Annotated in this window: 17 protein-coding genes and 10 tRNA genes; 19 read left to right on the top strand and 8 right to left on the bottom strand. The window is 63.5% G+C overall.

Annotation, left to right across the window (positions count from 1 at the left end; all coding sequences use genetic code 11):
- Positions 1 to 15: 15 nt before the first annotated feature.
- The 7 genes from ABB26_RS08030 to ABB26_RS08060 form a co-directional block, all read right to left on the bottom strand.
- A complete protein-coding gene (locus ABB26_RS08030) occupies positions 16 to 555 on the bottom strand; it encodes a phosphatase PAP2 family protein (RefSeq protein ID WP_057633153.1) in 540 nt (179 codons plus the stop codon).
- A complete protein-coding gene (locus ABB26_RS08035) occupies positions 536 to 1,672 on the bottom strand; it encodes a glycosyltransferase family 4 protein (RefSeq protein WP_057633198.1) in 1,137 nt (378 codons plus the stop codon). The genes ABB26_RS08030 and ABB26_RS08035 overlap by 20 nt, the downstream gene beginning before the upstream one ends.
- Positions 1,673 to 1,899: 227 nt before the next feature.
- Positions 1,900 to 3,426 (bottom strand): exopolyphosphatase, encoded by a 1,527-nt coding sequence (gene ppx, locus ABB26_RS08040; protein ID WP_057633154.1) that lies wholly within the window; start codon positions 3,424 to 3,426, stop codon positions 1,900 to 1,902.
- Between the two features lie 343 nt (positions 3,427 to 3,769).
- Positions 3,770 to 5,851 (bottom strand): polyphosphate kinase 1, encoded by a 2,082-nt coding sequence (ppk1, locus tag ABB26_RS08045; RefSeq protein WP_057633155.1) that lies wholly within the window; start codon positions 5,849 to 5,851, stop codon positions 3,770 to 3,772.
- Positions 5,848 to 7,188 carry a phosphate regulon sensor histidine kinase PhoR gene (phoR, locus tag ABB26_RS08050; protein ID WP_057633156.1) on the bottom strand — a complete coding sequence of 447 codons (1,341 nt, stop codon included), beginning with the start codon at positions 7,186 to 7,188 and terminating at the stop codon, positions 5,848 to 5,850. Before phoR ends, ppk1 begins: the two co-directional genes overlap by 4 nt.
- Positions 7,189 to 7,267: 79 nt before the next feature.
- Positions 7,268 to 7,957: a phosphate regulon transcriptional regulator PhoB gene (phoB, locus tag ABB26_RS08055; protein WP_057633157.1), complete on the bottom strand. Its 690-nt coding sequence runs from the start codon at positions 7,955 to 7,957 to the stop codon at positions 7,268 to 7,270.
- A gap of 114 nt (positions 7,958 to 8,071) precedes the next feature.
- Positions 8,072 to 9,727 carry a M48 family metalloprotease gene (locus tag ABB26_RS08060; protein WP_057633158.1) on the bottom strand — a complete coding sequence of 552 codons (1,656 nt, stop codon included), beginning with the start codon at positions 9,725 to 9,727 and terminating at the stop codon, positions 8,072 to 8,074.
- A gap of 152 nt (positions 9,728 to 9,879) precedes the next feature.
- Here ABB26_RS08060 and grxC point away from each other — a divergent pair, with 152 nt between their 5' ends.
- From grxC to ABB26_RS08075, 3 genes are all read left to right on the top strand, one after another.
- Complete coding sequence (gene grxC / locus ABB26_RS08065) at positions 9,880 to 10,173, top strand: glutaredoxin 3 (RefSeq protein WP_057633159.1); 294 nt, start codon at positions 9,880 to 9,882, stop codon at positions 10,171 to 10,173.
- Positions 10,170 to 10,562, top strand: coding sequence for a carboxymuconolactone decarboxylase family protein (locus tag ABB26_RS08070; protein WP_057633160.1), 393 nt, complete (start codon positions 10,170 to 10,172; stop codon positions 10,560 to 10,562). Before grxC ends, ABB26_RS08070 begins: the two co-directional genes overlap by 4 nt.
- Before the next feature lie 137 nt (positions 10,563 to 10,699).
- On the top strand, positions 10,700 to 11,704 hold the full coding sequence (locus tag ABB26_RS08075) for an isocitrate dehydrogenase (RefSeq protein WP_057633161.1): 1,005 nt from the start codon (positions 10,700 to 10,702) through the stop codon (positions 11,702 to 11,704).
- A 211-nt stretch (positions 11,705 to 11,915) separates the two neighbouring features.
- Here ABB26_RS08075 and ABB26_RS08080 read toward each other — a convergent pair whose 3' ends face one another.
- Entirely contained in the window at positions 11,916 to 12,677 is a 762-nt protein-coding gene (locus ABB26_RS08080; RefSeq protein ID WP_057633199.1) for a Bax inhibitor-1/YccA family protein, read from the bottom strand.
- A gap of 139 nt (positions 12,678 to 12,816) precedes the next feature.
- On the opposite strand from ABB26_RS08080, the gene ABB26_RS08085 reads away from it, so the two are divergent.
- The 16 genes from ABB26_RS08085 (at position 12,817) to ABB26_RS08160 (ending at position 22,918) form a co-directional block, all read left to right on the top strand.
- Positions 12,817 to 12,893: transfer RNA gene (locus ABB26_RS08085), tRNA-Pro, on the top strand.
- A gap of 45 nt (positions 12,894 to 12,938) precedes the next feature.
- Positions 12,939 to 13,015: transfer RNA gene (locus tag ABB26_RS08090), tRNA-Arg, on the top strand.
- 35 nt (positions 13,016 to 13,050) lie between these two features.
- Positions 13,051 to 13,127 (top strand) — tRNA-His (locus ABB26_RS08095).
- A gap of 81 nt (positions 13,128 to 13,208) precedes the next feature.
- Positions 13,209 to 13,284 (top strand) — tRNA-Lys (locus ABB26_RS08100).
- 112 nt (positions 13,285 to 13,396) lie between these two features.
- Positions 13,397 to 13,472, top strand: a tRNA-Lys gene (locus ABB26_RS08105).
- Between the two features lie 103 nt (positions 13,473 to 13,575).
- Positions 13,576 to 13,660: transfer RNA gene (locus ABB26_RS08110), tRNA-Leu, on the top strand.
- A 178-nt stretch (positions 13,661 to 13,838) separates the two neighbouring features.
- Positions 13,839 to 15,134, top strand: coding sequence for a trigger factor (gene tig, locus ABB26_RS08115; RefSeq protein WP_057633162.1), 1,296 nt, complete (start codon positions 13,839 to 13,841; stop codon positions 15,132 to 15,134).
- A gap of 67 nt (positions 15,135 to 15,201) precedes the next feature.
- A complete protein-coding gene (clpP, locus tag ABB26_RS08120) occupies positions 15,202 to 15,828 on the top strand; it encodes an ATP-dependent Clp endopeptidase proteolytic subunit ClpP (protein WP_057633163.1) in 627 nt (208 codons plus the stop codon).
- A gap of 126 nt (positions 15,829 to 15,954) precedes the next feature.
- Positions 15,955 to 17,244: an ATP-dependent Clp protease ATP-binding subunit ClpX gene (clpX, locus tag ABB26_RS08125; protein WP_057633164.1), complete on the top strand. Its 1,290-nt coding sequence runs from the start codon at positions 15,955 to 15,957 to the stop codon at positions 17,242 to 17,244.
- Between the two features lie 144 nt (positions 17,245 to 17,388).
- A complete protein-coding gene (lon, locus tag ABB26_RS08130; RefSeq protein ID WP_057633165.1) occupies positions 17,389 to 19,845 on the top strand; it encodes an endopeptidase La in 2,457 nt (818 codons plus the stop codon).
- Positions 19,846 to 20,055: 210 nt separating this feature from the next.
- Positions 20,056 to 20,328, top strand: a complete 273-nt coding sequence (locus ABB26_RS08135; protein WP_057633166.1) for an HU family DNA-binding protein — start codon at positions 20,056 to 20,058, stop codon at positions 20,326 to 20,328.
- Between the two features lie 12 nt (positions 20,329 to 20,340).
- Positions 20,341 to 20,415 (top strand) — tRNA-Val (locus tag ABB26_RS08140).
- A 27-nt stretch (positions 20,416 to 20,442) separates the two neighbouring features.
- Positions 20,443 to 20,519, top strand: a tRNA-Asp gene (locus ABB26_RS08145).
- A 79-nt stretch (positions 20,520 to 20,598) separates the two neighbouring features.
- Positions 20,599 to 20,675 (top strand) — tRNA-Asp (locus ABB26_RS08150).
- A gap of 63 nt (positions 20,676 to 20,738) precedes the next feature.
- Positions 20,739 to 20,815, top strand: a tRNA-Asp gene (locus ABB26_RS08155).
- Between the two features lie 129 nt (positions 20,816 to 20,944).
- Positions 20,945 to 22,918, top strand: a complete 1,974-nt coding sequence (locus ABB26_RS08160) for a peptidyl-prolyl cis-trans isomerase (protein ID WP_057633167.1) — start codon at positions 20,945 to 20,947, stop codon at positions 22,916 to 22,918.
- The last annotated feature ends 205 nt before the right edge of the window (positions 22,919 to 23,123 follow it).

Consider the following 23,123-nt stretch of genomic DNA (forward strand, 5'->3'; position numbering starts at 1 on the left):
CATTGTAGGGCCAGATCAGAGAGGCAGCGGCCACAGCTGCAGCGAGGCGGTGCCCAGCAGCAGGCCGATGCCGGTGGCGGCAAGCACATCGCTGGGGTAATGCAGGCCCAGCACCACCCGCGACATCGCCACGCCGGCGGTAAACGGCACCAGCAACGGTGCCAGCCACGGGTAGTAGGCCAGCGCCACCACGGTGAAGGACACCGCGTGCAGCGTGTGGCCCGATGGAAAGCTGTATTCATCCAGTGGTGCGACCCAGGCACGGATGCGCAGGTCGGCCGCGAACGGGCGCGGGCGCCGGGTCCAGCGCTTGAGTGCCTTGTACAGCGTCAGCGCGACCACGCCGGTGGCGGCCATGTGCACCGACGCCTGCAGGCCGTCGAGGCCATCGGCGAGCACCAGCGCTCCCATCAACATGTACCAGAACACGCCATCCCCGAGCCGACTCAGGCTCGAGAACACGATGCGGATGCCACGGCGGCGGCCGTAGCGGTTTGCGCGACGGCACCAGCGGGCCTCGCGGGCCGCGATACCTTCAGGCGGCAGCAATGGCATGGGGGCGTCTCCGGGTGGCCAGTTCATCCAGCAACGCCTCGAACTCGGCTACGACCTGCTCCGGATGCAGACGCTGCATGGCCCGGCTGGCGTTGGCGCCGAGTGTGGCGCGCATTTCATCGTCGCCCGCCAGCTGCACCGCGGCAGCGATGAAGTTGTCGTCGTTTTCCACTGAAACTCCGCTGTGTCCGCTGCGCAGGTGTTCGCGCGCTGCGCCGTAGTTGAAGGCCACCGTCGCCAAGCCGCTGGCCATGGATTCCAGCGTGACGTTGCCAAAGGTCTCGCTAAGGCTGGGGAACAGGAACAGGTCACCGCTGGCGAAATGACGGGCGAGCGCTTCGCCGCGCTGGATGCCGCAGAAGATGAAGTCCGGGTTTTCGTATGCCAGTTTCTCGCGCAACGGGCCATCTCCGACCCAGACGAAGCGCGCCTTGGGGCGTATCTGCTGGATGCGGCGGAAGGCCTTCACGGCCAGGCCAAGATTCTTTTCCGCCGCGACGCGTCCGACATGCATCACCACCAGTCCGGCGCCTTCGATGCCCCATTCCGCGCGCAGGGCGGGGTCGCGACGGCACGGGTCGAACTGGGTGGCATCCACCGCCCGCGCCAGCTGCCGCGCGTGGGAAAAGCCGTTGTCCTGCAGGAACTGGCGCAGCTCGTAGGTCGGCACCAGGGTGGCATCGGCCTGGTTGTGGAAGCGCCGCATCCAGCCTAGTGCGGCGGCCTGCAACCACGCCGCGCCGTAATCGGGCAGGTACTCGTCAAAGCGCGTATGCAGGCCTGATGCCACCGGAATGCCGAGCCGACGTGCGCTGCGCATCGCCGACCAGCCCAGCGGGCCCTCGGTGGCGATGTAGATGGCATCGGGGCGGCGTTGCTGCCAGTGGCGCGTGAGCAACTGCGGTGCCGGCAGGCCGAAGCGCAGGCCCGGATAGCGGGGCAGGGCGGCGCCGCGTACCAGCACTTCGTGCGCGGCGGCGGTGTCCTGCGCCTGGCGTGGCCGTACCAGGTCCACCTCATGCCCGCGTCGGCGCAATCCTTGTTCCAGGCTCTGCACGGTCAAGGCAACGCCATTGACCTCCGGTGGATAGGTCTCGGTGACGATGGCGTAGCGCATGGCAGCCTCCCGGTTTTCCGGCAGGATGCGGGCGCGTCGTGGCGGCAGCATGTCGGGAATGTTCCGGTTGCATGACAGACCGGAAAGCACCGGATAACGCTTGGCCGGTCAGCATCCGTCGCCCGGGCAGACGAGGCGGATCCGGGGCCACTGCTTCGTGTATACCGGGAATCCCATCCCCGGCCACTGCTCCGGCCGGGTAGCAACGACGTCGGAACGGCTATGCGTCAGGCCACGAACGGCCGGAAGCTGATGCCCAGGCCGGTCATGTTTTCCGCTTCGCCAACCAGGTCGGCGCGCAGCAATGGGCGGGCGTCGATGAAGTCCTTGGAGAGCACCAGCGACAGCGTGTTGCCGTCGACAGCCAGCTCCAGCGTCGGGATCGGGTCTGATTCGTGCGCGCGGTGCATCAGCACCGCCAGTCGCAACAGCGCGGCGGTGCGTTTGGCCGGCAGCAGCAGGCGGTCCGGCAGTGCTTCGAAGGCACTCTTGGGGACGCCGCGACGATGTGTGCGGATCAACGCCGCCAGCATCTGCTGTTCCTGTCGCGAGAAGCCAGCGATATCCGAATGCTCGATCACGTAGCTGCCGTGGGTGTGATACCCGCTGTGGGCGATCATCAGCCCCAGTTCGTGCAGGCGTGCTGCCCAGCCGAGCATGCGGGCGTCATCCGAATCCAGTTTCCAGATGTCGGCCACCTGCTCGAACAGACGTTGCGCGGTGGCTTCCACGCGCTCGGCCTGGACCGCATCGATGCCATAGCGCAGGGTGAGCGCGGCAACCGATTCATCGCGCAGATCGTTGTCGCTGGCGCGGCCCATGATGTCGTAGAGGATGCCCTCACGCATCGCGGCCTTGCTGACCAGCAGTTTCTGCAAGCCCAGTGCCTGGAATGCGGCCTCCAGTACCAGCACGCCACCGGCGATGATCGGGCGACGCTCGTTGGACAGCGTGGGCAGAGTGATGTCGTCGATGTGCTTGGCGCGCAGCAGCTCTTCGCGCAGCTGTGGCAGTGCCTCTGCGGTGATCGCGCCCTTGCTCAGCTTCATCGCCGCGCAGATTTCGCTGATCGCCTTGTGCGTACCGGATGAACCCAGCGCTTCCTGCCAGCCCAGCGCCTTGTACTTGTTGGCGAAAGGCTGGAACTCGGCGCCGATCTCGGTCAGTGCATCCTTCCAGCGCTTCTTGCTCAGCTTGCCGCCGGGGAAGAAACGCCGCGTGCTGGCGATGCAGCCGGCCTGCAGGCTTTCGCGTTCCAGCGTCTGCATGCCCTGGCCGATGATGAATTCAGTGGAGCCGCCGCCGATGTCGATCACCAGTCGGCGTTGGCCCGGCTTGGGCGGCTGCGCGTGGGCAACGCCGAGATAGATCAGACGGGCCTCTTCGCGGCCACTGACCACTTCGATGGCGTGGCCCAGCGCGGTTTCGGCCGGCATCAGGAACGACAGCGGAGAGCGCAGCTGGCGCACGGTGTTGGTGGCCAAGGCACGCACGCGATACGGCGGGATGTTGCGGATGCGCTGGCCGAAACGGGCCAGGCATTCGAGCGCGCGCTGGCGGGCCTCCGGCGACAGGCCGCCCTTGCCATCCAGGCCATCGGCCATGCGCACGGTCTCGCGCAGACGGTCGACCACTCGCAACTGCCCGAGCAGATAGCGCGCGATGACCATGTGGAAGCTGTTGGAACCCAGATCGATGGCGGCAAGCAGGTCGCCGTCCTGCAGGGGCGGTGGGGTCATTGAGGACTGGGGCATGGCGGAATGGTACTGGCAGGAGTACGTGAAGGGACAGTAGCGAGTGCAACGGAATGAGGCGTGAGGAGCGGCAGTGGCCACGGCAACCGCGCCGTTGTTTCAGCTCCGTTGGCGCATTGCCGCAGCTTCGGGGGTGTTCACCGGATGGCACGCCTATGGCGTGCCGTCGATCTGCCTAGCCTCTGCGAGGTGAAAGGGGGCGGTGCTTGCATGGCCCGCCCTGCGGTTTCCTCAGGCGGGCCCATTCGCATGGCGCGAGCGGGAAAGGCGGCAGGAGTGGGGATGCGGCGTCGCTCACGCCTCACCCTTCTTCACTCACTCCTGCCTTTTCTCACTGCTGCTTTCACAATCCTTCGAGCAACGTCTGCTGGGCCGAATGCGGGGGCTGGCCCGGGGCCGGCTCGCATTGGCGATAGCGGCCGTCGGCCTGCAGCTCCCAGGCATTGAGGTTGTCGTCCAGGTAGTTCTGCAGCACGTCGCGGTAGATGCGTCGGGCCAGGTCGTTGTCCAGGATCGGGAAGCAGGTTTCCACCCGGCGCAGCAGGTTGCGTTCCAGCCAGTCGGCGCTGGCACAGTACAGTTCCGGCGCACCGTTGTTGCCGAACCAATAGACGCGGCTGTGCTCCAGGAAGCGACCGACGATGGAGCGCACGCGGATGTTGTCCGAGACGCCTTCCACGCCCGGGCGCAGGGTGCAGGCGCCGCGCACGATCAAATCGATCTGCACGCCGGCCTGCGAGGCCGCATAGAGCGCGCGGATCACCTGCGCCTCGTTGAGGGCGTTCATCTTGGCGATGATGCGGCCCGGCTTGCCGGCGAGTGCCAGTTTGGTCTCGCGCTCGATGCGCTTGATCAGGCCCGGATGCAGAGTGAAAGGTGACTGCAGCAGGCACTTGAGCTTCATCTTCGGCGCCAGCCCGGACAGCTGCTGGAACAGCAGATGCACATCGTTGCCGATGTCGGCATCGGCGGTGATCAGGCTCAGGTCGGTATAGGCGCGCGCGGTGCCGCTGTGATAATTGCCGGTGCCCAGATGCACATAGCGACGCAGCTTGCGGCCCTCGCGGCGCACGATCAGCAGCATCTTGGCGTGGGTTTTGAAACCGACCACGCCATAGACCACCTGCACGCCGGCATCCTGCAGGCGGTCGGCCAGGCCGAGGTTCGCTTCTTCGTCAAAACGCGCGCGCAGCTCGACCACCACGGTCACGTCCTTGCCGTTGCGTGCGGCCAGGATCAGCGCCTCCACAATTCCGGAGTCCTTGCCGGTGCGATACAGGGTCTGCTTGATCGCCAGTACGTTCGGGTCAACCGCCGCTTCACGGATCAGCTCCAGCACGGTGCTGAACGAGTCGAACGGGTGGTGCATCAGGATGTCGTTGCGCGCGGCCATCTCGAAGATGCCTTCGGGCGTCTTGAGCACGCGCGGCACCATCGGCGGGTACTTCAGGTCCGGCCGTTGCAGCAGGTCGTAGACCTGGATCACCCGGTTGAGATTGACCGGCCCGTTGATGCGATACGCGGCGTTCTCCGGCAGGCCGAAATTCTGCAGCAGCGTCTGCATGATCGGCTTGGGGCAGTCATGCGCGATTTCCAGCCGGACTGCCGGCCGGTAGCCGCGGTCGACCAGCTCATCACGCAGTGCCAGCGCCAGGTTCTCGACTTCTTCCTCGTCGACCACCAGCTCGGAGTTGCGGGTGACACGGAACTGATACGCGCCCTGGACTTCCATGCCCGGGAACAGCTCGTCGACGAAGGTCGACAACACTGCCGACAGCAGCACGAAGTTCTGCGGGCCGCCCAGTGATTCGGGCAACTGGATGATGCGCGGCAACGAGCGCGGTGCGCGCACCAGCGCCAGATGGCCGGTGCGGCCGAAGGCGTCGGTGCCCTTGAGCACGACGACGATGTTCAGGGATTTGTTGAGGATCTTCGGGAATGGATGCGACGGGTCCAGTCCCAGGGGCGACAGCACCGGCATGATGTCGTTGCGGAAATAGGCTCGCAGCCAGCGGCGCTGGCGCGGTGTCCACGAGCGCTGCGCGAGGATGCCGACGCCTGCATCGGCCAGTGCCGGGCGAAGTACTTCGTTCCAGCAGCTGTACTGCTGGTCGACCAGCTCGGCCGCACGATCATGGATGGCGTTGAGAATCGCCTGCGGGCTCATGCCGTCCGGCGCTGGCGGCAGGCCGAACTCCTGCGCGTGGCGTACCGCGGCGGCGCGAATCTCGAAAAATTCGTCCAGATTGGTGCAGGAAATGCACAGGAAGCGCAGGCGCTCCAGCAGCGGCACCTGTTCGTCCATCGCCTGTGCCAGCACGCGGAAGTTGAAGTCCAGCTGTGACAGTTCCCGGTTGATGTACAGCGCCGGGTCCCGCAGTGGATCGGAAGCGATGGCAACGGGGGCAGGGGCGGGAGGGTTCATGCCGGGAAGTCTTCCGTGGGGGCAGTCGTGGAGGTGGAACTACGCGGGCGTACGTGTTCGGCGTCGAAGTGGCAGGCAAACGTGCTGCCCTTGCCCACTTCGCTGCGGATGTCCAGCCGCGCCTGGTGCAGGCCAAGGATGTGCTTGACGATGGACAAGCCCAGCCCGGTGCCGCCGCTTTCGCGCGAGCGGCTGCTGGACACGCGATAGAAGCGCTCGGTCAGACGCGGCAGGTGATTGGCGGGAATGCCGTAACCGGTGTCGGTCACCGACAGCACGGCGCCTTCGCCTTCACGGGTGAACGTGAGCGAGATGCGGCCGCCGGCCGGGGTATAGCGCACCGCGTTGGTCAGCAGGTTGGAGAACGCGCTGTGCAGCTCCTTGTTGGAGCCGGCCAGGTCCACGCCAGCCTTGTCTTCAACGGTGATGGTGTGGCGGCCCTGGCTGTGCGCCTCGGCTTCACGCCGCAGTGACGCGAGCATCGAGGTCATCGCCACGGTTTCCAGTTCGGTGTGCTGTTGTGATTCCAATCGCGACAAGGTGAGCAGGTCCTCGACCAGCTGTGCCATGCGTTGCGATTGCTTGCGCATTTCCGACAGCATCGGGCCGGTATCGGGGAAATCCTCCGGCTCCATCATGTCCAGGTAGCCATGCACCACGGTCAACGGCGTGCGCAGTTCGTGCGAGACATTGGCAACGAAGTCGCGGCGCACCTGTTCCAGATGCAGCAGCTTGGTGACGTCACGCGCCACCAGCAGCCAATGGTGATCGGAGTAGGGAATCAGCCGCAGGTGCAGGCGGATGCCGGGGTCAACCGGCGAATTCGCATCGAGGATGGGTTCGGCATTGCGGCCACCGGCCAGCCAGTGCGCCAGTGGCAGCGGCTGCAGCCGTTCAACCAGCGCGGCTTCCATGTCGGCCGGATGCTGCAGGCCGAGCAGGCTGGTGGCGGCCTCGTTGAACCACTGCACACGTTGCGTGTTGCGGTCCACCACCACCACTGCATCGGGCAGGGCGGCGGCCGCGGCGCGGTAGCTGCGCAGCATGTCGATCAGGCGTCGCTTGCGCGTACGCATTTCCTGCTGGTTGCGGTACAGCAGCCGGTCCAGTTCATTCCAGACACCGGTGCCTTCGGAGGTTTCCCAGCGTTGGCGTGCGGTGAGCCGCAGCAACACCTGCCGCAATCGCCAGTAGTGCCACGTGAGTACCGCCAGTGCCGTCACTGCCACCGCCAGCGCCGGATGTCCGATCAGCAACCCCACCAGTCCAGCCAACAGCAACAGCACGGCCACGGTGGCCAGTGTCTTCAACCAGGCGGATCGGAATTGACGGGGCATTGCGCTCTCGGGGTATTGCAGGTGGAACTGGCAGGAGGAACCCGGGTTATAGCATCAAGCAGGAAGCGAAGCTGGCCGGTCAGGTGGAAGCGGAGAAGCGATAGCCGGCACCGCGCACGGTCTGCACCATGTCTTCGGCGGCAAACGGTTCCAGCGTTTTGCGCAGGCGACGGATGTGCACGTCGATCGTGCGTTCTTCCACATAGACGCTGCCGCCCCACACGTGGTCGAGCAACTGCGAGCGTGTATAGACCCGCTCCGGGTGCGTCATGAAGAAATGCAGCAGGCGGTATTCGGTCGGCCCGATCGGCACCGGCACGTCACCGGCGAACACGCGGTGCGCGGCGCCGTCGATGCGGATGCTGCCGACGGCAACGCTGCCGTCTTCGTCATCATCGCGGGTGCGGCGCATCACCGCGCGGATGCGCGCCAGCAGTTCACGCGCCGAGAACGGCTTGACCACATAGTCGTCGACGCCGGCTTCCAGGCCGCCGACACGATCATTCTCTTCGCCACGGGCGGTGAGCATGATGATCGGCACATCGCGGGTCAGTGCCTCCTTGCGCCAGCGCCGGGCCAGTTCCAGGCCGCTGGTACCGGGCAGCATCCAGTCCAGCAGGATCATGTCCGGCACGCGGTCGGCAATGGCGGTCTGGGCCTCCAGTGCGTCGCCGGCATGCACCGGCTCGTACTCGCCCTTGCGCAGGGCGAACGCGACCATGTCACGGATCGCGGGTTCGTCATCGACAATCAGGATGCGTTTCTGCACGTCGTGGCTACCGTAAAGCCCATCAAGCGGGGGAATGCGCTCAGTAGACTACGGTTTGATGACCGGTTTGTGACATCGGCTGAACATGGCCGTTGCCGGCCATGCAGGATGCGGTCAGTTGCGTGACATGTCCGGGTCACGCACACCCAGCCGGCGCATTTCCAGCACCGTGGGCATGATCGATTCGATCCTTGCATCCACCCGTGCGCGGCTTACGTAATCCAGCCCCGGCTGCTTGAGCAATGCCTGGAACTGGATCAGGGCCTGTTCCGGACGCCCGTTCAGATAGGCCGCCTCGGCATAGGCCTCGCTGGCGCGGGTGGGGTCACCGGCAAGTTCGCTGGCGCGGCCGAAACTGCTCTGCAGCACCGGGTCGTCACTGTTCCTGGCCAGCAGCGGCCGCAGCATCGCCTGGGCGCGCTTGCCGGCGGCTTCGCCGCCCTGCTCATTGAGAACGTTGGCGTAGGTCAATGCCACCGGCCGGCTCTGCGGCAGGCGTTTGAGCAGGGCATCGAAGCGGCGGTTGGCCTCGGCATGCTGGCCGCTGCGGGATTCGGCCTCGCCCAGTGCCAGCGCGACCCAGAGGTTGTCGGGGTACTCGGACTGCAGCTGCCGCAGCTCCTGCGCGGCCTGTGCGGTGGCCACGCCGCCGTCGCGCAGGCGGGCGATCGCCACGCCATAGCGCTGTGGGTCGGTCAGGCCGTTCTTCTGGCTGCGCTTGAGGTTTTCGTACTCGCGCACCAGCTCCGACGGGGTCGGCGCGCTGAGCACGCGCAGGCGTTCACGGGCCCAGTCGAACAGCCCGGTCACGCCACGCGGCAAGCCGGCATCGGGCAGGGTCAACTGCAGCCCGGCCGGCAGCAGCGGGTTGCCCTGGTTGCCGAGCGGGTCGCGGCTGGTGTCGGGCTCGGACGGGTTGACCCGCTCCTGGCGGACACCGGTCGGGGTTTGCGTGGTCAGCAGCACCGTATCCTTCTTCATCTGCTCGGCGCGGGCCTTGGCTTCGCTGATGCGGGTGATGTTGACCGGGTGGGTGCGCAGGAAATCCGGGGTCGAGTAGCCGCCCTGGTTGCCGCGCATGGCGGCGGACATGCGTTCGAAGAAACCTGCCATGGCATCCACGTCATAACCACTGCGGGCCAGCGTGCGGATGCCCAGGCGGTCGGCTTCGGATTCGTTGGAGCGGGTGTAGTTGATCTGGCGTTGCTGCATCAGCCCCATGCCGGAGGTGATGGCGGCCATCGTGGCATCGCCGGAGGAGTTGCCGCCGGCCTGCTGCGCGGCGACCACCGCTGCCAGCATCCCCAGCAGGATCGGAATCTGGTCACGCTGCGCGCGTTCCACGCCGCGCAGCACGTGCTGCTGGGTGACGTGGGCGATTTCGTGGGACAGCACGGCCGCCACTTCGTCCTCGCGTTCGGCCGTCAGCACCAGCCCGGCGTTCATGCCGATATAGCCGCCCAGCGTGGCGAAGGCGTTGATCTGCCGGTCCTTCATCATGAAGAAGGTGTACTTCTGCTGCGGCTGGGCGCTGTTGGAGCCCAGTCGTGTGCCCATGGTGCCGAGCCAGTCATTGACCAGCGGGTCGTCCAGCAGGTAGCCGTAGTTGCGCAGCTCACGCAGCATCATGCCGCCGTACTCGGCCTGCCGGGCCGGGGTCAGCAGCTCGCCCGCCGACGAACCGATGTCTGGCAGTTTGGTGTCGTCGGCGAAGGACGGCGGGACGGCCAGGGCCAGGGTGACGGCGGTGGCGAGCAGAAGCGTGCGCAAGCGGTGGCTCCGAAGAAGGCTGGGCGGAGAATGACGGGGAACACAGTAAGCGATGTGAAGCACAGGTTAATCCGCAGTGTTCTGTTGGTAGCGTCGAAAATCCAGTCGGCCGCTACCATATACAGACATTGTTTCCAGTCAGGAGTTTCCTTGTGAGCAACGAAACCAATGGCGCCGCCGGCGCGCCGGAGATCACCATCTACTCGACCGCCGTCTGCCCGTATTGTGTGGCGGCCAAGAACTTCCTGAAGAGCAAGGGGCAATCGTGGACCGAGGTGCGCATCGACCTGGACCCGGTCGCGCGCGAAAAGATGATGGCCAGCACCCGCCGCACCAGCGTGCCGCAGATCTTCGTCGGCGACGTCCACGTGGGTGGCTATGACGACATGATGGCCCTGCATCGTGAAGGCAAGCTGGAGCCGCTGCTGGCCGGGCAGGGCGCATGAGCGAGTCGACCGACAAGGATCGCCTGGCCGAATTCACCGAATTCCGCCAGCGCATGAACCAGCGCATCCTGGCCGAGCCCAACCAGGTGGTCCGGCGTTTCTTCGCGCTGGACACCCAGACCTACCAGGCCGGCGCGCTCGACGTGAAGACCAAGGAGCTGCTGGGCCTGGTCGCCTCCATGGTGCTGCGCTGTGACGACTGCATCAGCTATCACGTGGCCCAGTGCAAGGATGCCGGGGTCAGTCGCGAGGAGTTCTTCGAGACCTTCTCGGTCGGTCTGGTGGTCGGTGGGTCGATCGTCATTCCGCACCTGCGCCGGGCCGTGGACTTCCTGGACCAGCTCGAAAGCGGCGCGGCCGAAGCCCCGGCCGGGCACGGCCACGGCTGAACCCAGACCTTGGTCGAGTTTGGGGGCGGGGGCGGGATCAGGCATAATTGACAGTTGAAACTGTTTACAACGCGCCGGAATCCGGGCACCCCGCCGGACGGGCGCTTTCTCTCCTCCCTGTTCGGAACACCAAGAAAATGACGCAGACAATCACCGTCATCCGCGGCGATGGCATCGGCCCGGAAATCATGGACGCAACCCTGTTCGTGCTGGACAAGCTCGGCACCGGGCTGCAGTACGAATACGCCGATGCGGGTCTGGTCGCGCTGGAAAAGCACGGTGAACTGATCCCGGCGACCACGCTGGATTCGATCAAGAAGAACAAGGTCGCCCTGAAGAGCCCGCTGACCACTCCGGTCGGTGGCGGTTTCAGCTCGATCAATGTGGCCCTGCGCCGCCAGTTCGACCTGTACGCCAACGTGCGTCCGGCCATCTCGTTCCCGAACACCAAGTCGCGCTACGAGAACATCGACATGATCACGGTGCGTGAGAACACCGAAGGCGCCTACCTGGCCGAAGGCCAGGAAGTGTCCGCCGACGGCGAGACCGCGTTCTCCGGCACCCGCATCACCCGCAAGGGCTCCGAGCGCATCGTGCGTTACGCCTTCGAGCTGGCCAAGAGCACCGGCCGCAAGAAGGTCACCGCCGTGCACAAGGCCAACATCATCAAGTCGACCTCCGGCCTGTTCCTGGACGTCGCCCGTGAAGTCGCCGCGCGTTACCCGGAAATCGAATTCCAGGAAATGATCGTCGACAACGCCTGCATGCAGCTGGTGATGCGCCCGGAGCAGTTCGACATCCTGGTCACCACCAACCTGTTCGGCGACATCATCTCCGACCTGTGTGCGGGTCTGGTCGGCGGCCTGGGTCTGGCCCCGGGTGCCAACATCGGCGCTGAAGCAGCCATCTTCGAAGCCGTGCACGGCACCGCGCCGGACATCGCTGGCCAGGGCAAGGCCAATCCGGTCGCGCTGATGCTGGCAGCAGCACAGATGCTGGATCACGTTGAGCAGCCGCAGAACGCCGAGCGCCTGCGCAAGGCCATCGTTGCCACGATGGAAGCCAAGGATTCGCTGACCGGCGATCTCGGCGGCACCGGCACCACCATGAGCTTCGCCCAGGCCATTGCCAGCCGCATCTGATCGCGCCTGTCACCGCCAGAAGCACACGAAACGGAGCGCGCAGGCGCTCCGTTTTTTTGCGCCTCTGCATCATCCCTTTGGGTGCGCCACGATGTTGCTCCCTGCCTTCTGCCACGCAAAGGGGAGGGCGGGGCTGTTCGAGCTGAGTTCTCGACGCCATAAGTAGAAAGGGCGCCTGACGGCGCCCTTTCTTTCCGGCATCACATCAACCTCAGTTGCGCGACTGCAACTTCGACAGCAGGCGCAGGAACTCGAGGTACAGCCACACCAGCGTGACCATCAGGCCGAACGCGCCGTACCACTCCATGTACTTCGGTGCGCCGGCTTCCACGCCGCTTTCGATGAAGTCGAAATCCAGCACCAGGTTCAGTGCCGCGATCACCACCACGAACAGGCTGAAGCCAATGCCGATCAGGCCTGATTCGTGGATGAAGGGGATCTGGATGTTGAACATGCCCAGTACGATGGTCGCCAGGTACACCAGCGCGATGCCGCCGGTTGCAGCCACAACGCCAAGCTTGAAGTTCTCGGTGGCTTTGATCAGCCCGCTGCGGTAGGCGAACAGCAGTGCGAACAGCGTGCCGAAGGTCAGGATCACCGCCTGGAACACGATGCCGTTGAAGCGGGCTTCGTAGATGGCCGAGATCGAACCCAGGAAAAAACCTTCAGCCAGCGCATACAGCGGCGCGCTGACCGGGGCCCAGGTCTTCTTGAAGATGGTCACCAGCGACAGGATGAAGCCGACGATCAAGCCGCCCCACAGATACAGGCGGCCGGCGGCGGCCAGCTCACCGCTGTCGGTGAGCGTGTTGTTCCAGGCGAAAGCGGCCGTGATCACCGCAAGCAGCAACAGGATGCTGGTCTTGCTGACGGTGCCGTTGATGGTCATTGCATCGGCGCCGCGTGAGACCACGCTGCCGCTGCCAAGATCGAGGAAGGTAGATTCGGAAAGGGCTGGATTGCCGCTGCGCATGCCGTGCTCCATGGCGGGTTGTGAAGAGGTACAGCGCAAAAGCATACCCGCATCCATCGAAGTGAAAATTGTCGTTGACAGATTCGGCCGCAGTTCCGACAATAGTCGACTTCGCGGGGTAACCCGAGAGATTCACCGCCGGGGTATAGCGCAGTCTGGTAGCGCGCCTGCTTTGGGAGCAGGATGTCGGGGGTTCGAATCCCTCTACCCCGACCATCCGATGCACTCAATGCGCGTTGGATTGCGACAATCCGGTTCAGAGCGCCCGTAGCTCAACTGGATAGAGCACCGGCCTTCTAAGCCGGCGGTTACAGGTTCGATTCCTGTCGGGCGCGCCAATTGGTGCAAGCGGTAGGTAAGTTGTTTTTCAGTGGTGGCTGTAGCTCAGTTGGTTAGAGTACCGGATTGTGATTCCGGTGGTCGGGGGTTCGAATCCCCTCAGCCACCCCACTGAACAAAAAGAAACAACGGTGTGAAATCCGGGGTTTCAAAAAAAAGAAGGGTGCGGTAAGATTCGCCTCCTGATTTTCAGGGCTGTTAGCTCAGTTGGTAGAGCAGTTGACTCTTAATCAATAGGTCCAAGGTTCGAATCCTTGACAGCCCACCAAATCAAAAAGCCAGCAAAGCAATTTGCTGGCTTTTTCCTTTTTATGTAAGCCCGGTGTTTTGGGGCTGGTGCGGAAATCGCCTCACGGGTAGAATCCGAACCCAGAGTTTCAGGGCTGTTAGCTCAGTTGGTAGAGCAGTTGACTCTTAATCAATAGGTCCAAGGTTCGAATCCTTGACAGCCCACCAGTTTGAAGCCATCGGAGCGATCCGGTGGCTTTTCTTTATCCGCCATGCTGTCGGCTTCCGCTTTGCGGACGTGCCTGCAACAATGGCGACCTGAACCGGCTTTGCGAAAGTGGCGGAATTGGTAGACGCCCTGGATTTAGGTTCCAGTGCCGCAAGGCGTGGGGGTTCGAGTCCCCCCTTTCGCACCATTGCCCGGTCCTCTCTGCCCGCCCTGGGCGTTCCTTGATGTCATTGCCTGCCCGCCACTGCTGGCGGTGACGGGCGATATCGGCCAAACTAAAGGGCTGCGGCGCAGACCCGCTTACTCACAACCGTTTCAACCATCACATCGTGCCGGGGCAGATGCCTCCGGTGGCAGGAGTCCACATGCAAGCTTCGATCGAATCCACCGGCAACCTGGAACGCCGCCTGAGCTTCTCGCTGCCGGAAGACCGTCTGCAGAGCCACATCAATGGCCGTCTGGGCGAAATCTCGCGTACCGCACGGATCAAGGGCTTCCGCCCTGGCAAGGTGCCGGCCAAGGTGATCGAACAGCGTTTCGGGCCGCAGGTGCGCGCCGAGGCGATGGACGGCCTGCTGCGTGAAACCTTCGATGCCGCCCTGCGCGAGCATGAGCTGCGTATTGCCGGCAACCCGCGCATCGACAAGGCCGGCGAAGGCGAATTCGACTTCGTGGCCACCGTCGAACTGATCCCGGACTTCGGCGACGTCGACGTCACCAAGCTGACCGTGGTGCGCCACACCGCTGAAATCAGCGATGCCGACATCGATCAGATGATCACCAACCTGCGCCAGCAGCGTCGCACCTGGAAGCCGGTCACCCGTGGCGCCCAGGAAGGCGATCTGGTTGGCCTGGAGACCTGGTCGCAGGCCGGCGATGAGCGTCTGCCGCCGGAAGGCAGCGAGAAGGGCACCATCATCATCGGCCAGGGCATGATGTTCGAGCAGATCGAGCAGGGCCTGATCGGCCTGGCCAAGGGCGAGGAAAAGACGCTGGACGTCGAGTTCCCGGCTGACTGGCGCGTGCCGGCGCTGGCCGGCAAGACGGTCCAGGTGACGGTCAAGGTCACCGAGGTTTCCGAAGAGGAAATCCCGGAAGTGGACGCTGCCTTCATCAAGAGCTTCGGCGTGAAGAACGGTGATGTGGAGCAGTTCCGTGCCGACATCCGTTCCAACCTGGAGCGCGAGCTCAAGGGCGCGCTGATGAACCGCCTGCGCCGCGAAGTGGGTGAGCAGCTGATCGCCGCCTATTCCTCGGTCGAACTGCCGCCGCGTCTGGTCGAGAACGAAGCCCGTTCGATGCTGGCCCAGCAGGTGGAAGCCATCCGCCGCCAGGGTGGCAACCCGGGCCAGGTCCCGGCCGATGCCCATGAAGGCTTCAAGGACGCCGCTGCCAAGCGCGTGCTGGTCGGCCTGCTGGTCGGTGAAGTGGCCCGCAAGAACGAGCTGCGCCTGGATCCCAAGCGTCTGAACGAAACCATGCGCCTGATCGCTTCCACCTACGAAGAGCCGGACCAGGTCATTGAGATGTACCGCAATGATCCCCAGCTTATGGCTGGCCTGCAGAACCGCGTGATGGAAGAGCAGGTCATCGACTGGATCGCCGAGCGTGCACAGCACACCGAGCAGGCGCTGTCGTTCCAGGAAGCCATCCGCCAGTAATCGGCGGGCGTTACGTCCCCGCGCTTCGGCGCGGGGTGTGTCCTCCCAAGAATAGGTGCCTCACGAAATGGACAACCGAACCAAAGCATTGAACATGGTTCCGATGGTGGTCGAGCAGACCAGCCGCGGCGAGCGCGCCTATGACATCTATTCGCGCCTGCTCAAGGAGCGCCTGATTTTCCTCGTCGGTCCCATCGACGATCACATGGCGAACCTGGTGGTGGCGCAGCTGTTGTTCCTTGAGTCGGAAAATCCGGAAAAGGAAATCAGCATCTACATCAACTCGCCTGGTGGCGTGGTCACCGCTGGCATGGCGATCTACGACACCATGCAGTACATCAAGCCGGACGTGAGCACCACCTGCATCGGCCAGGCTGCCTCGATGGGCGCACTGCTGCTGTCTGCCGGTGCGCCGGGCAAGCGTTATGCGCTGCCGAACTCGCGGGTGATGATCCACCAGCCGCTGGGCGGCTACCAGGGCCAGGCCACGGATATCGACATCCATGCCCGTGAAATCCTCACCCTGCGTTCGCGCCTGAATGAGGTGATGGCCAAGCACACCGGCCAGCCGTTGGAGGTCATCGCGCGCGATACCGAGCGTGACAACTTCAAGAGCGCAGCCGAGGCCGTGGCTTATGGTCTGGTGGACCAGGTGCTGGAGCGCCGTCCGGAAGAGTCGATCCAGCCGTCCTGATGGCGCAAGTGGCCGAAAGTACGGCATTTTTTGCAGGGTCGGAACGGGACTGATGTCCCTCCGGCCCTGTGCTATTCTCGAATTCGAACCCCCTGATCAGAGGGGGAGCAACTGGGTAAGCGAAGCATGAGCGAAGACCGGCAAGGTCGTTCCGGGGACAGCAGCGGCAAGATTCTGTACTGCTCGTTCTGCGGCAAGAGTCAGCATGAGGTACGCAAGCTGATCGCGGGCCCGAGCGTGTTCATCTGTGATGAATGCGTGGAGCTGTGCAACGACATCATCCGTGAGGAGCTTGAGGAAAAGGCGCAGTCGGCACGCAGTTCGCTGCCCAAGCCGCGCGAGATCCTCGAGGTCCTGGATCAGTACGTGATTGGCCAGAATCGCGCCAAGCGTACGCTGGCGGTTGCTGTCTACAACCATTACAAGCGCATCGAGAGCCGTCAGAAGAGCGACGACGTCGAGCTGTCCAAGTCCAACATCCTGCTGGTCGGACCGACCGGTTCGGGCAAGACGCTGCTGGCCGAAACGCTGGCGCGCCTGCTCAACGTGCCGTTCACCATGGCCGATGCCACCACGCTGACCGAAGCCGGTTACGTCGGTGAGGACGTGGAAAACATCATCCAGAAGCTGCTGCAGAAGTGCGATTACGACGTCGAGAAGGCGCAGCAGGGCATCGTCTACATCGATGAAATCGACAAGATCTCGCGCAAGAGCGAGAACCCGTCGATCACCCGTGACGTGTCCGGCGAAGGTGTGCAGCAGGCGTTGTTGAAGCTGATCGAAGGCACCGTGGCCAGCGTGCCGCCGCAGGGCGGTCGCAAGCATCCGCAGCAGGAATTCCTGCAGGTGGACACCAAGAACATCCTGTTCATCTGCGGCGGCGCGTTCGCTGGCCTGGACAAGGTGATCCAGCAGCGCTCCTCGGACACCAGCAGCATCGGTTTCGGTGCCAAGGTGAAGAGCGCCGAACGCAAGCAGGAAATCGGCAAGGTGCTGGCTGAAGTCGAGCCGGAAGATCTGATCAAGTTCGGCCTGATCCCGGAGTTCGTTGGCCGCCTGCCGGTGGTGGCGACGCTGGAAGAGCTGGATGAGCCGGCGCTGATCCAGATCCTGACCGAGCCCAAGAACGCCATCACCAAGCAGTTCAAGAAGCTGTTCGAGATGGAGAACGTGGAGCTGGAATTCCGTCCGGACGCGTTGTCGGCCATCGCCAAGAAGGCGCTCAAGCGCAAGACCGGCGCCCGTGGCCTGCGCACCATCGTTGAATCGGTGCTGCTGGACACGATGTACGAGCTGCCGTCACAGGAAAACGTGAGCAAGGTAGTGGTGGACGAGTCGGTCATCGAGAACAAATCCGAGCCGTACATCATCTACGAAACACCACCGGCACCGGCCAAGGCCGCATCCGGGGACTGAGCCTGCAGCAGCCGGGCATGAATTGGGCTGTTGCCTGTTCACGTTCAGCTTCCAGCGCCTCTTGCAACACCTCGCCGATGGCCCCATAACGGGGCCATCGGCTTTTTTATTTGGCCCTTCCTGATACCTGCGGAGCCCGCCCCCATGGCCCAGTCCCAACTCGAAGTTCTCGACCTGCCGGTCCTGCCACTACGCGACGTGGTGGTGTTCCCGCACATGGTCATCCCCTTGTTCGTGGGACGTGACAAGTCCATGCAGGCGCTGGAGCGCGCCATGGAAGCGGACAAGCGCATCCTGCTGGTGGCCCAGAAGTCCGCCGAGACCGACGACCCGACCGCCGAGGATCTGTACACGGTTGGTACGCTGGCCCAGGTGCTGCAGTTGCTGAAGCTGCCCGACGGCACCATCAAGGTGCTGGTCGAAGGCCTGTCGCGTGTGAGCGTGGACAAGGTCTACGAGCAGGACGGCGCGCTGCAGGGCCACGGTACCGAAATCGAAGCGAACGAGTCGCGTGAATCACGCGAAATCGAGGCGATTGCCCGTTCGCTGATGTCGTTGTTCGAGCAGTACGTCAAAACCAATCGCAAGCTGCCGCCGGAGCTGCTGCAGACCTTGGCCGGTATCGAAGAGCCGGCGCGCTTGGCCGACACCATCTCCGCGCATATCGGTGTGCGACTGGCCGACAAGCAGAAGCTGCTGGAAACACTGTTGGTCGGCGACCGCCTGGAAATGCTGGTCGGCTTGGTTGATGGCGAAATCGACGTGCAGCAGCTGGAAAAGCGCATCCGCGGCCGCGTCAAGTCGCAGATGGAAAAGAGCCAGCGCGAGTACTACCTCAACGAACAGATGAAGGCCATCCAGAAAGAACTGGGTGATCTTGATGATGCCCCGGGTGAGCTGGACGAACTGGCGCGCAAGATCGCCGAAGCCGGCATGCCCAAGGCGGTGGAAACCAAGGCCAAATCCGAGCTCAACAAGCTCAAGCAGATGTCGCCGATGTCGGCCGAAGCGGCCGTGGTGCGCAACTATCTGGAATGGCTGCTGGGCGTGCCGTGGAAGAAGCGCACCAAGGTGCGCAAGGACCTGAAGGCCGCGCAGGACACCCTCGACGCGGATCACTACGGTCTGGACAAGGTCAAGGACCGCATCCTTGAATACCTCGCGGTGCAGTCGCGGGTGAAGCAGATGAAGGGGCCGATCCTGTGCCTGGTCGGGCCGCCGGGCGTGGGCAAGACCTCGCTCGGTCAATCCATCGCCAAGGCCACCAACCGCAAGTTCGTGCGCATGTCGCTGGGCGGCGTGCGTGACGAGGCCGAGATCCGTGGTCATCGCCGTACCTATGTCGGCTCGATGCCGGGCCGCATCGTGCAGAACCTCAACAAGGTCGGCAGCAAGAACCCGCTGTTCGTGCTGGATGAGATCGACAAGATGTCGATGGATTTCCGTGGCGATCCGTCTTCAGCGCTGCTGGAGGTGCTCGACCCGGAGCAGAACAACGCATTCAACGATCACTACCTGGAAGTGGACCTGGACCTGAGCGAGGTGATGTTCGTTGCGACATCGAATTCGCTGAACATTCCCGGTCCGCTGCTGGACCGCATGGAAGTGATCCGCATCCCCGGTTACACCGAGGACGAGAAGCTCAACATCGCCACGCGTTACCTGGCGGCCAAGCAGCTCAAGGCCAACGGTTTGAAGGCTGAAGAACTGGTCATCGAGGAAGATGCCATCCGTGACATCGTGCGCTACTACACGCGCGAATCGGGTGTGCGCAACCTTGAGCGCGAAGTGGCCAAGATCTGCCGCAAGGTGGTCAAGGAGCTCGCTCTGGCCGGCCCGCAGCCGGTGAAGAAGGCAACCAGGAAGGGCGCCAAGAAGCCCAAGGCGCTGGTGGTGGTCGATGCCACGAACCTGGACAAGTATCTGGGTGTGCGTCGCTTCGACTTCGGCCGTGCCGAGGACGAGAACGAGATCGGCCTGGTCACCGGCCTGGCCTGGACCGAAGTGGGCGGTGAGCTGCTGCAGGTCGAATCAACGTTAATTCCGGGCAAGGGCGCGGTGACGTTGACCGGCCAGCTGGGCAACGTGATGAAGGAATCGGCAACCGCTGCATTGTCGGTGGTGCGTGCGCGTGCGGAAGCCCTTGGCATCGACGTGGACTTCCTGCAGAAGCACGACGTGCATCTGCATGTGCCCGATGGTGCTACTCCCAAGGACGGGCCGAGTGCCGGTATCGCGATGGTGACCTCGCTGGTTTCCACCTTGACCAAGGTGCCGGTGAAGGCGGACGTGGCAATGACCGGTGAAATCACCCTGCGTGGCCGCGTCACTGCAATCGGCGGGTTGAAGGAAAAGCTGCTGGCCGCGCTGCGCGGTGGCATCCGGACCGTCGTCATTCCCGATGAGAACCGCAAGGATCTGGTCGACATCCCGGCCAATGTCACGCGCGACCTCAAGATCGTTCCCGTGAAATGGATCGACGAGGTGTTGGACATCGCACTGGAGTCGCCGCTGGCGCCGAAGAAAGCGCGCAAGAATGCGCAGCGTGTCACGGTGCGAGGCAAGGCCAAGGCAGCTCCCACTACGCGCGTCAAGCACTGAAGTGTGAACGCAAAATGCCTTGAAACCCGCGTCATTGCTGGCTTTTCAGCTTGCGCGGGTAGGGAGGCGCTGGTATAAAAGTGCGACTCACGTACCTGCTGATTCATGGCTGACGTGTTTGCATGATCTTCCGGTCATCGTTGTCTTTCCAAAGACCTGCGGTGACCACCAAACTATTCCGCGGATGTACCGCAAAGGGAGTTTTACAGAATGAACAAGACCGAATTGATCGACGGCGTCGCCGGCGCTGCTGACCTGTCCAAGGCTGAAGCTGGCCGTGCGGTTGACGCAGTCATCGCCGAGATCACCAAGGCCCTGAAGAAGGGTGAGACGGTGACTCTGGTTGGCTTCGGTACGTTCCAGGTTCGCGAGCGCGCAGAGCGCACCGGTCGCAACCCGAAGACCGGCGAAGAGATCAAGATCGCCGCTGCAAAAAATCCTGCGTTCAAGGCTGGTAAAGCCCTTAAGGACGCTGTAAACTAAGCGGCTCACCGGGGGTGCTTAGCTCAGTGGTAGAGCGTCTCCCTTACACGGAGAGGGTCGGGGGTTCGAAACCCTCAGCACCCACCAAGCATCACCAGTAAGAGCGTTAGAAGTGGAGCGGTAGTTCAGTTGGTTAGAATGCTGGCCTGTCACGCCGGAGGTCGCGGGTTCGAGTCCCGTCCGCTCCGCCACTTCATACACGCCCCTGAGCAATCGGGGGCGTTGTTTTCTCAAGCCCTCGGGTGAGAGAAAACAAACCAGGTTAAATGCGGAGCGGTAGTTCAGTTGGTTAGAATGCTGGCCTGTCACGCCGGAGGTCGCGGGTTCGAGTCCCGTCCGCTCCGCCATTTATCCAGTCATTCCTCGGAATGCGCATCATCGGTTTACCGGTGGTGGACGAGTCAAAACTCGGAGCGGTAGTTCAGTTGGTTAGAATGCTGGCCTGTCACGCCGGAGGTCGCGGGTTCGAGTCCCGTCCGCTCCGCCAGTTGTCTCAAAAGCCCTCGGCGCAAGCCGGGGGCTTTTTCTTTGCGCCGCACCTGGCCGTGGCCCAGTTGGGACTCGGGCGGGAAGCGGGTTACACTGCCCGGCTCGCCAATAGGCCCTGATTTTTCCCATGCTGCAGAAACTTCGCGACAAGACCTCAGGCTGGATCGTTACGGTGATCATGGGCCTGCTGATGATTCCGTTCCTGTTCGTGATCGACAACAGCTACCTCGGTGGTGTCGGCGCGCAGAACGTGGCCAAGGTTTCGGCACCGCCGTCGTGGTGGCGCTCGGCACCTTCGTGGTGGCCGATGTCCTTCCTGTGGAGCCATCACGAAGTAAGCGTGGATGATTTCCGCACGCGCTTCGAGCAGGCGCGCATGGATGCCCGGGAACAGCAGGGTGAAAACTTCGATCCGCGCGAGTTTGAAAGCACCGAGAACAAGCGTGTCGTGCTGGATCAGCTGATCGACGAGCAGGTGGTTCGCCTGGCTGCCGAAGACGCGCACATCGTGATTGGTGATGCGGCCGTGCGTGAGTACATTGCCGGTATTCCTGCTTTCCAGCGCGACGGCAAGTTCAACCCGGATCAATACAAGATGGCGCTGGCGCAGAGCATGCCGCCGCGTACGCCGGCGATGTTCGAGCAGCTGGTGCGCACCAGCCTGCAGCAGTCGATCATTCCCACCGCGCTGGCGCAGTCGGGTTTCGCCACCAAGGGCGAGGCCGAGCGCCTGCTGAAACTGCTGGGCGAGACGCGTGACGTGGAGTTCGCCCTGCTGCCGGTGGCCGAAGCCGATACCGCGGCGGTCAGCGATGCGGATATCAAGCAGTGGTACGACACCCACCCGAAAGACTTCCTGCAGCGCGAAGCAGTGTCCATCGAGTACGTCGAGCTCAATGCGGCGAACATGCCTGCTGTTGCCGCAGCCAATGAGGCTACGCTGCGCAGCCGTTATGAAGAAGAGAAGGCGCGCTTCGTCAGTGCCGACGAGCGTCTGGCGTCGCACATCCTGATCTCCGCCGGTAGCGATGAGACATCGCAGAAGGCGGCGGAAGCCAAGGCCGCCAAGCTGGCTGCCGACGCCAAGTTGCCGGGTGCCGATTTCGCCGCGCTGGCCAAGGCCAACTCGGATGACGCCGGTTCCAAGGCCGGTGGTGGCGACCTGGGCTGGGTACAGAAGGGCGTGATGGTCAAGCCGTTCGAAGACGCCCTGTTCGCGATGAAGGCCGGTGAGATTGTTGGCCCGATCAAGACCGAATTCGGTTACCACGTGCTGCAGCTGCGTGAGATCAAGGGCGGCGAAGGCCGTTCGTTCGAGGAAGTGCGCGACCAGCTGGCTGCCGAGCAGCTGCAGGCGGACACCGAGCGTGCTTTCAATGATCTGAGCGGCCGTCTGGTCGACCTGGTCTACAAGAATCCGACCGCACTGGAGCCGGCAGCCAAGGAAGTGGGCCTGCCCGTGCAGACGCTGGGGCCGTTCACCGAGGCGACCGCCAATGGCATCGCTTCCAACCCGGCGGTGCTGAAGGCAGCATTCTCTGAGACGCTGGTGGAAGATGGCACGGTGAGTGATCCGATCGAGATCGCACCGAACCACAGCGTGATGATCCGCGTTACCTCGCATACGCCGGAGCAGGCTACGCCGCTGGCTCAGGCACGCGAGCAGGTGATTGCTGCCGTGCGTGCCAACCGCGCCAAGGAAGCACAGAACAAGGCGGCTGACGCGCTTCTGGCCAAATTGAAGGAAGGCCAGACCCTGCAGGCGCTGGCACCGGCGGAGAAGCTGCAGCTGTTGCCGGTCCCGGGCCTGCCGCGCGGTGCACCCATGCCGACGGCGGCTGCCAACCAGGCGGTATTTGCCGCGGCGCCCCCGGCCGCTGCCGACAAGCCCACATACGGCAAGGTCGCGATGGAAGACGGGCGTTATGCCGTATTCGCCGTGACTAAGGTGACGCCGGGCAACATCGCCGAAGTGCCGGAACCGCAGCAGGCCATGCTCAAGCAGCAGCTCAGCCAGATTGACGGCGCCGCTGCGGCCAAGGCTTATGTCGATGGCATGCGCAAGCACTTCAAGGTGCAGGTGCAGGAATCCCAGCTCTGATCCGTCAGCGCTGATTGAAACGAGGAACCCGGCCATTGGCCGGGTTTTTTGTTGGATGAATGTTCTGCGTGGAATGGATGCGGAGCGGGTGCCGCTGGAATTCCATCACCGCACGATTCCATGGCAACCGCACGAACCCCTTTCATGCGTGATCCCGCAGTACGGGCAGCCTCGGCCGCAAAGCACCGCAGACGCCGTTTGCAAC

It is taken from the genome of Stenotrophomonas humi, from assembly GCF_001431415.1.
Classification (GTDB): Bacteria; Pseudomonadota; Gammaproteobacteria; order Xanthomonadales; family Xanthomonadaceae; genus Stenotrophomonas; species Stenotrophomonas humi.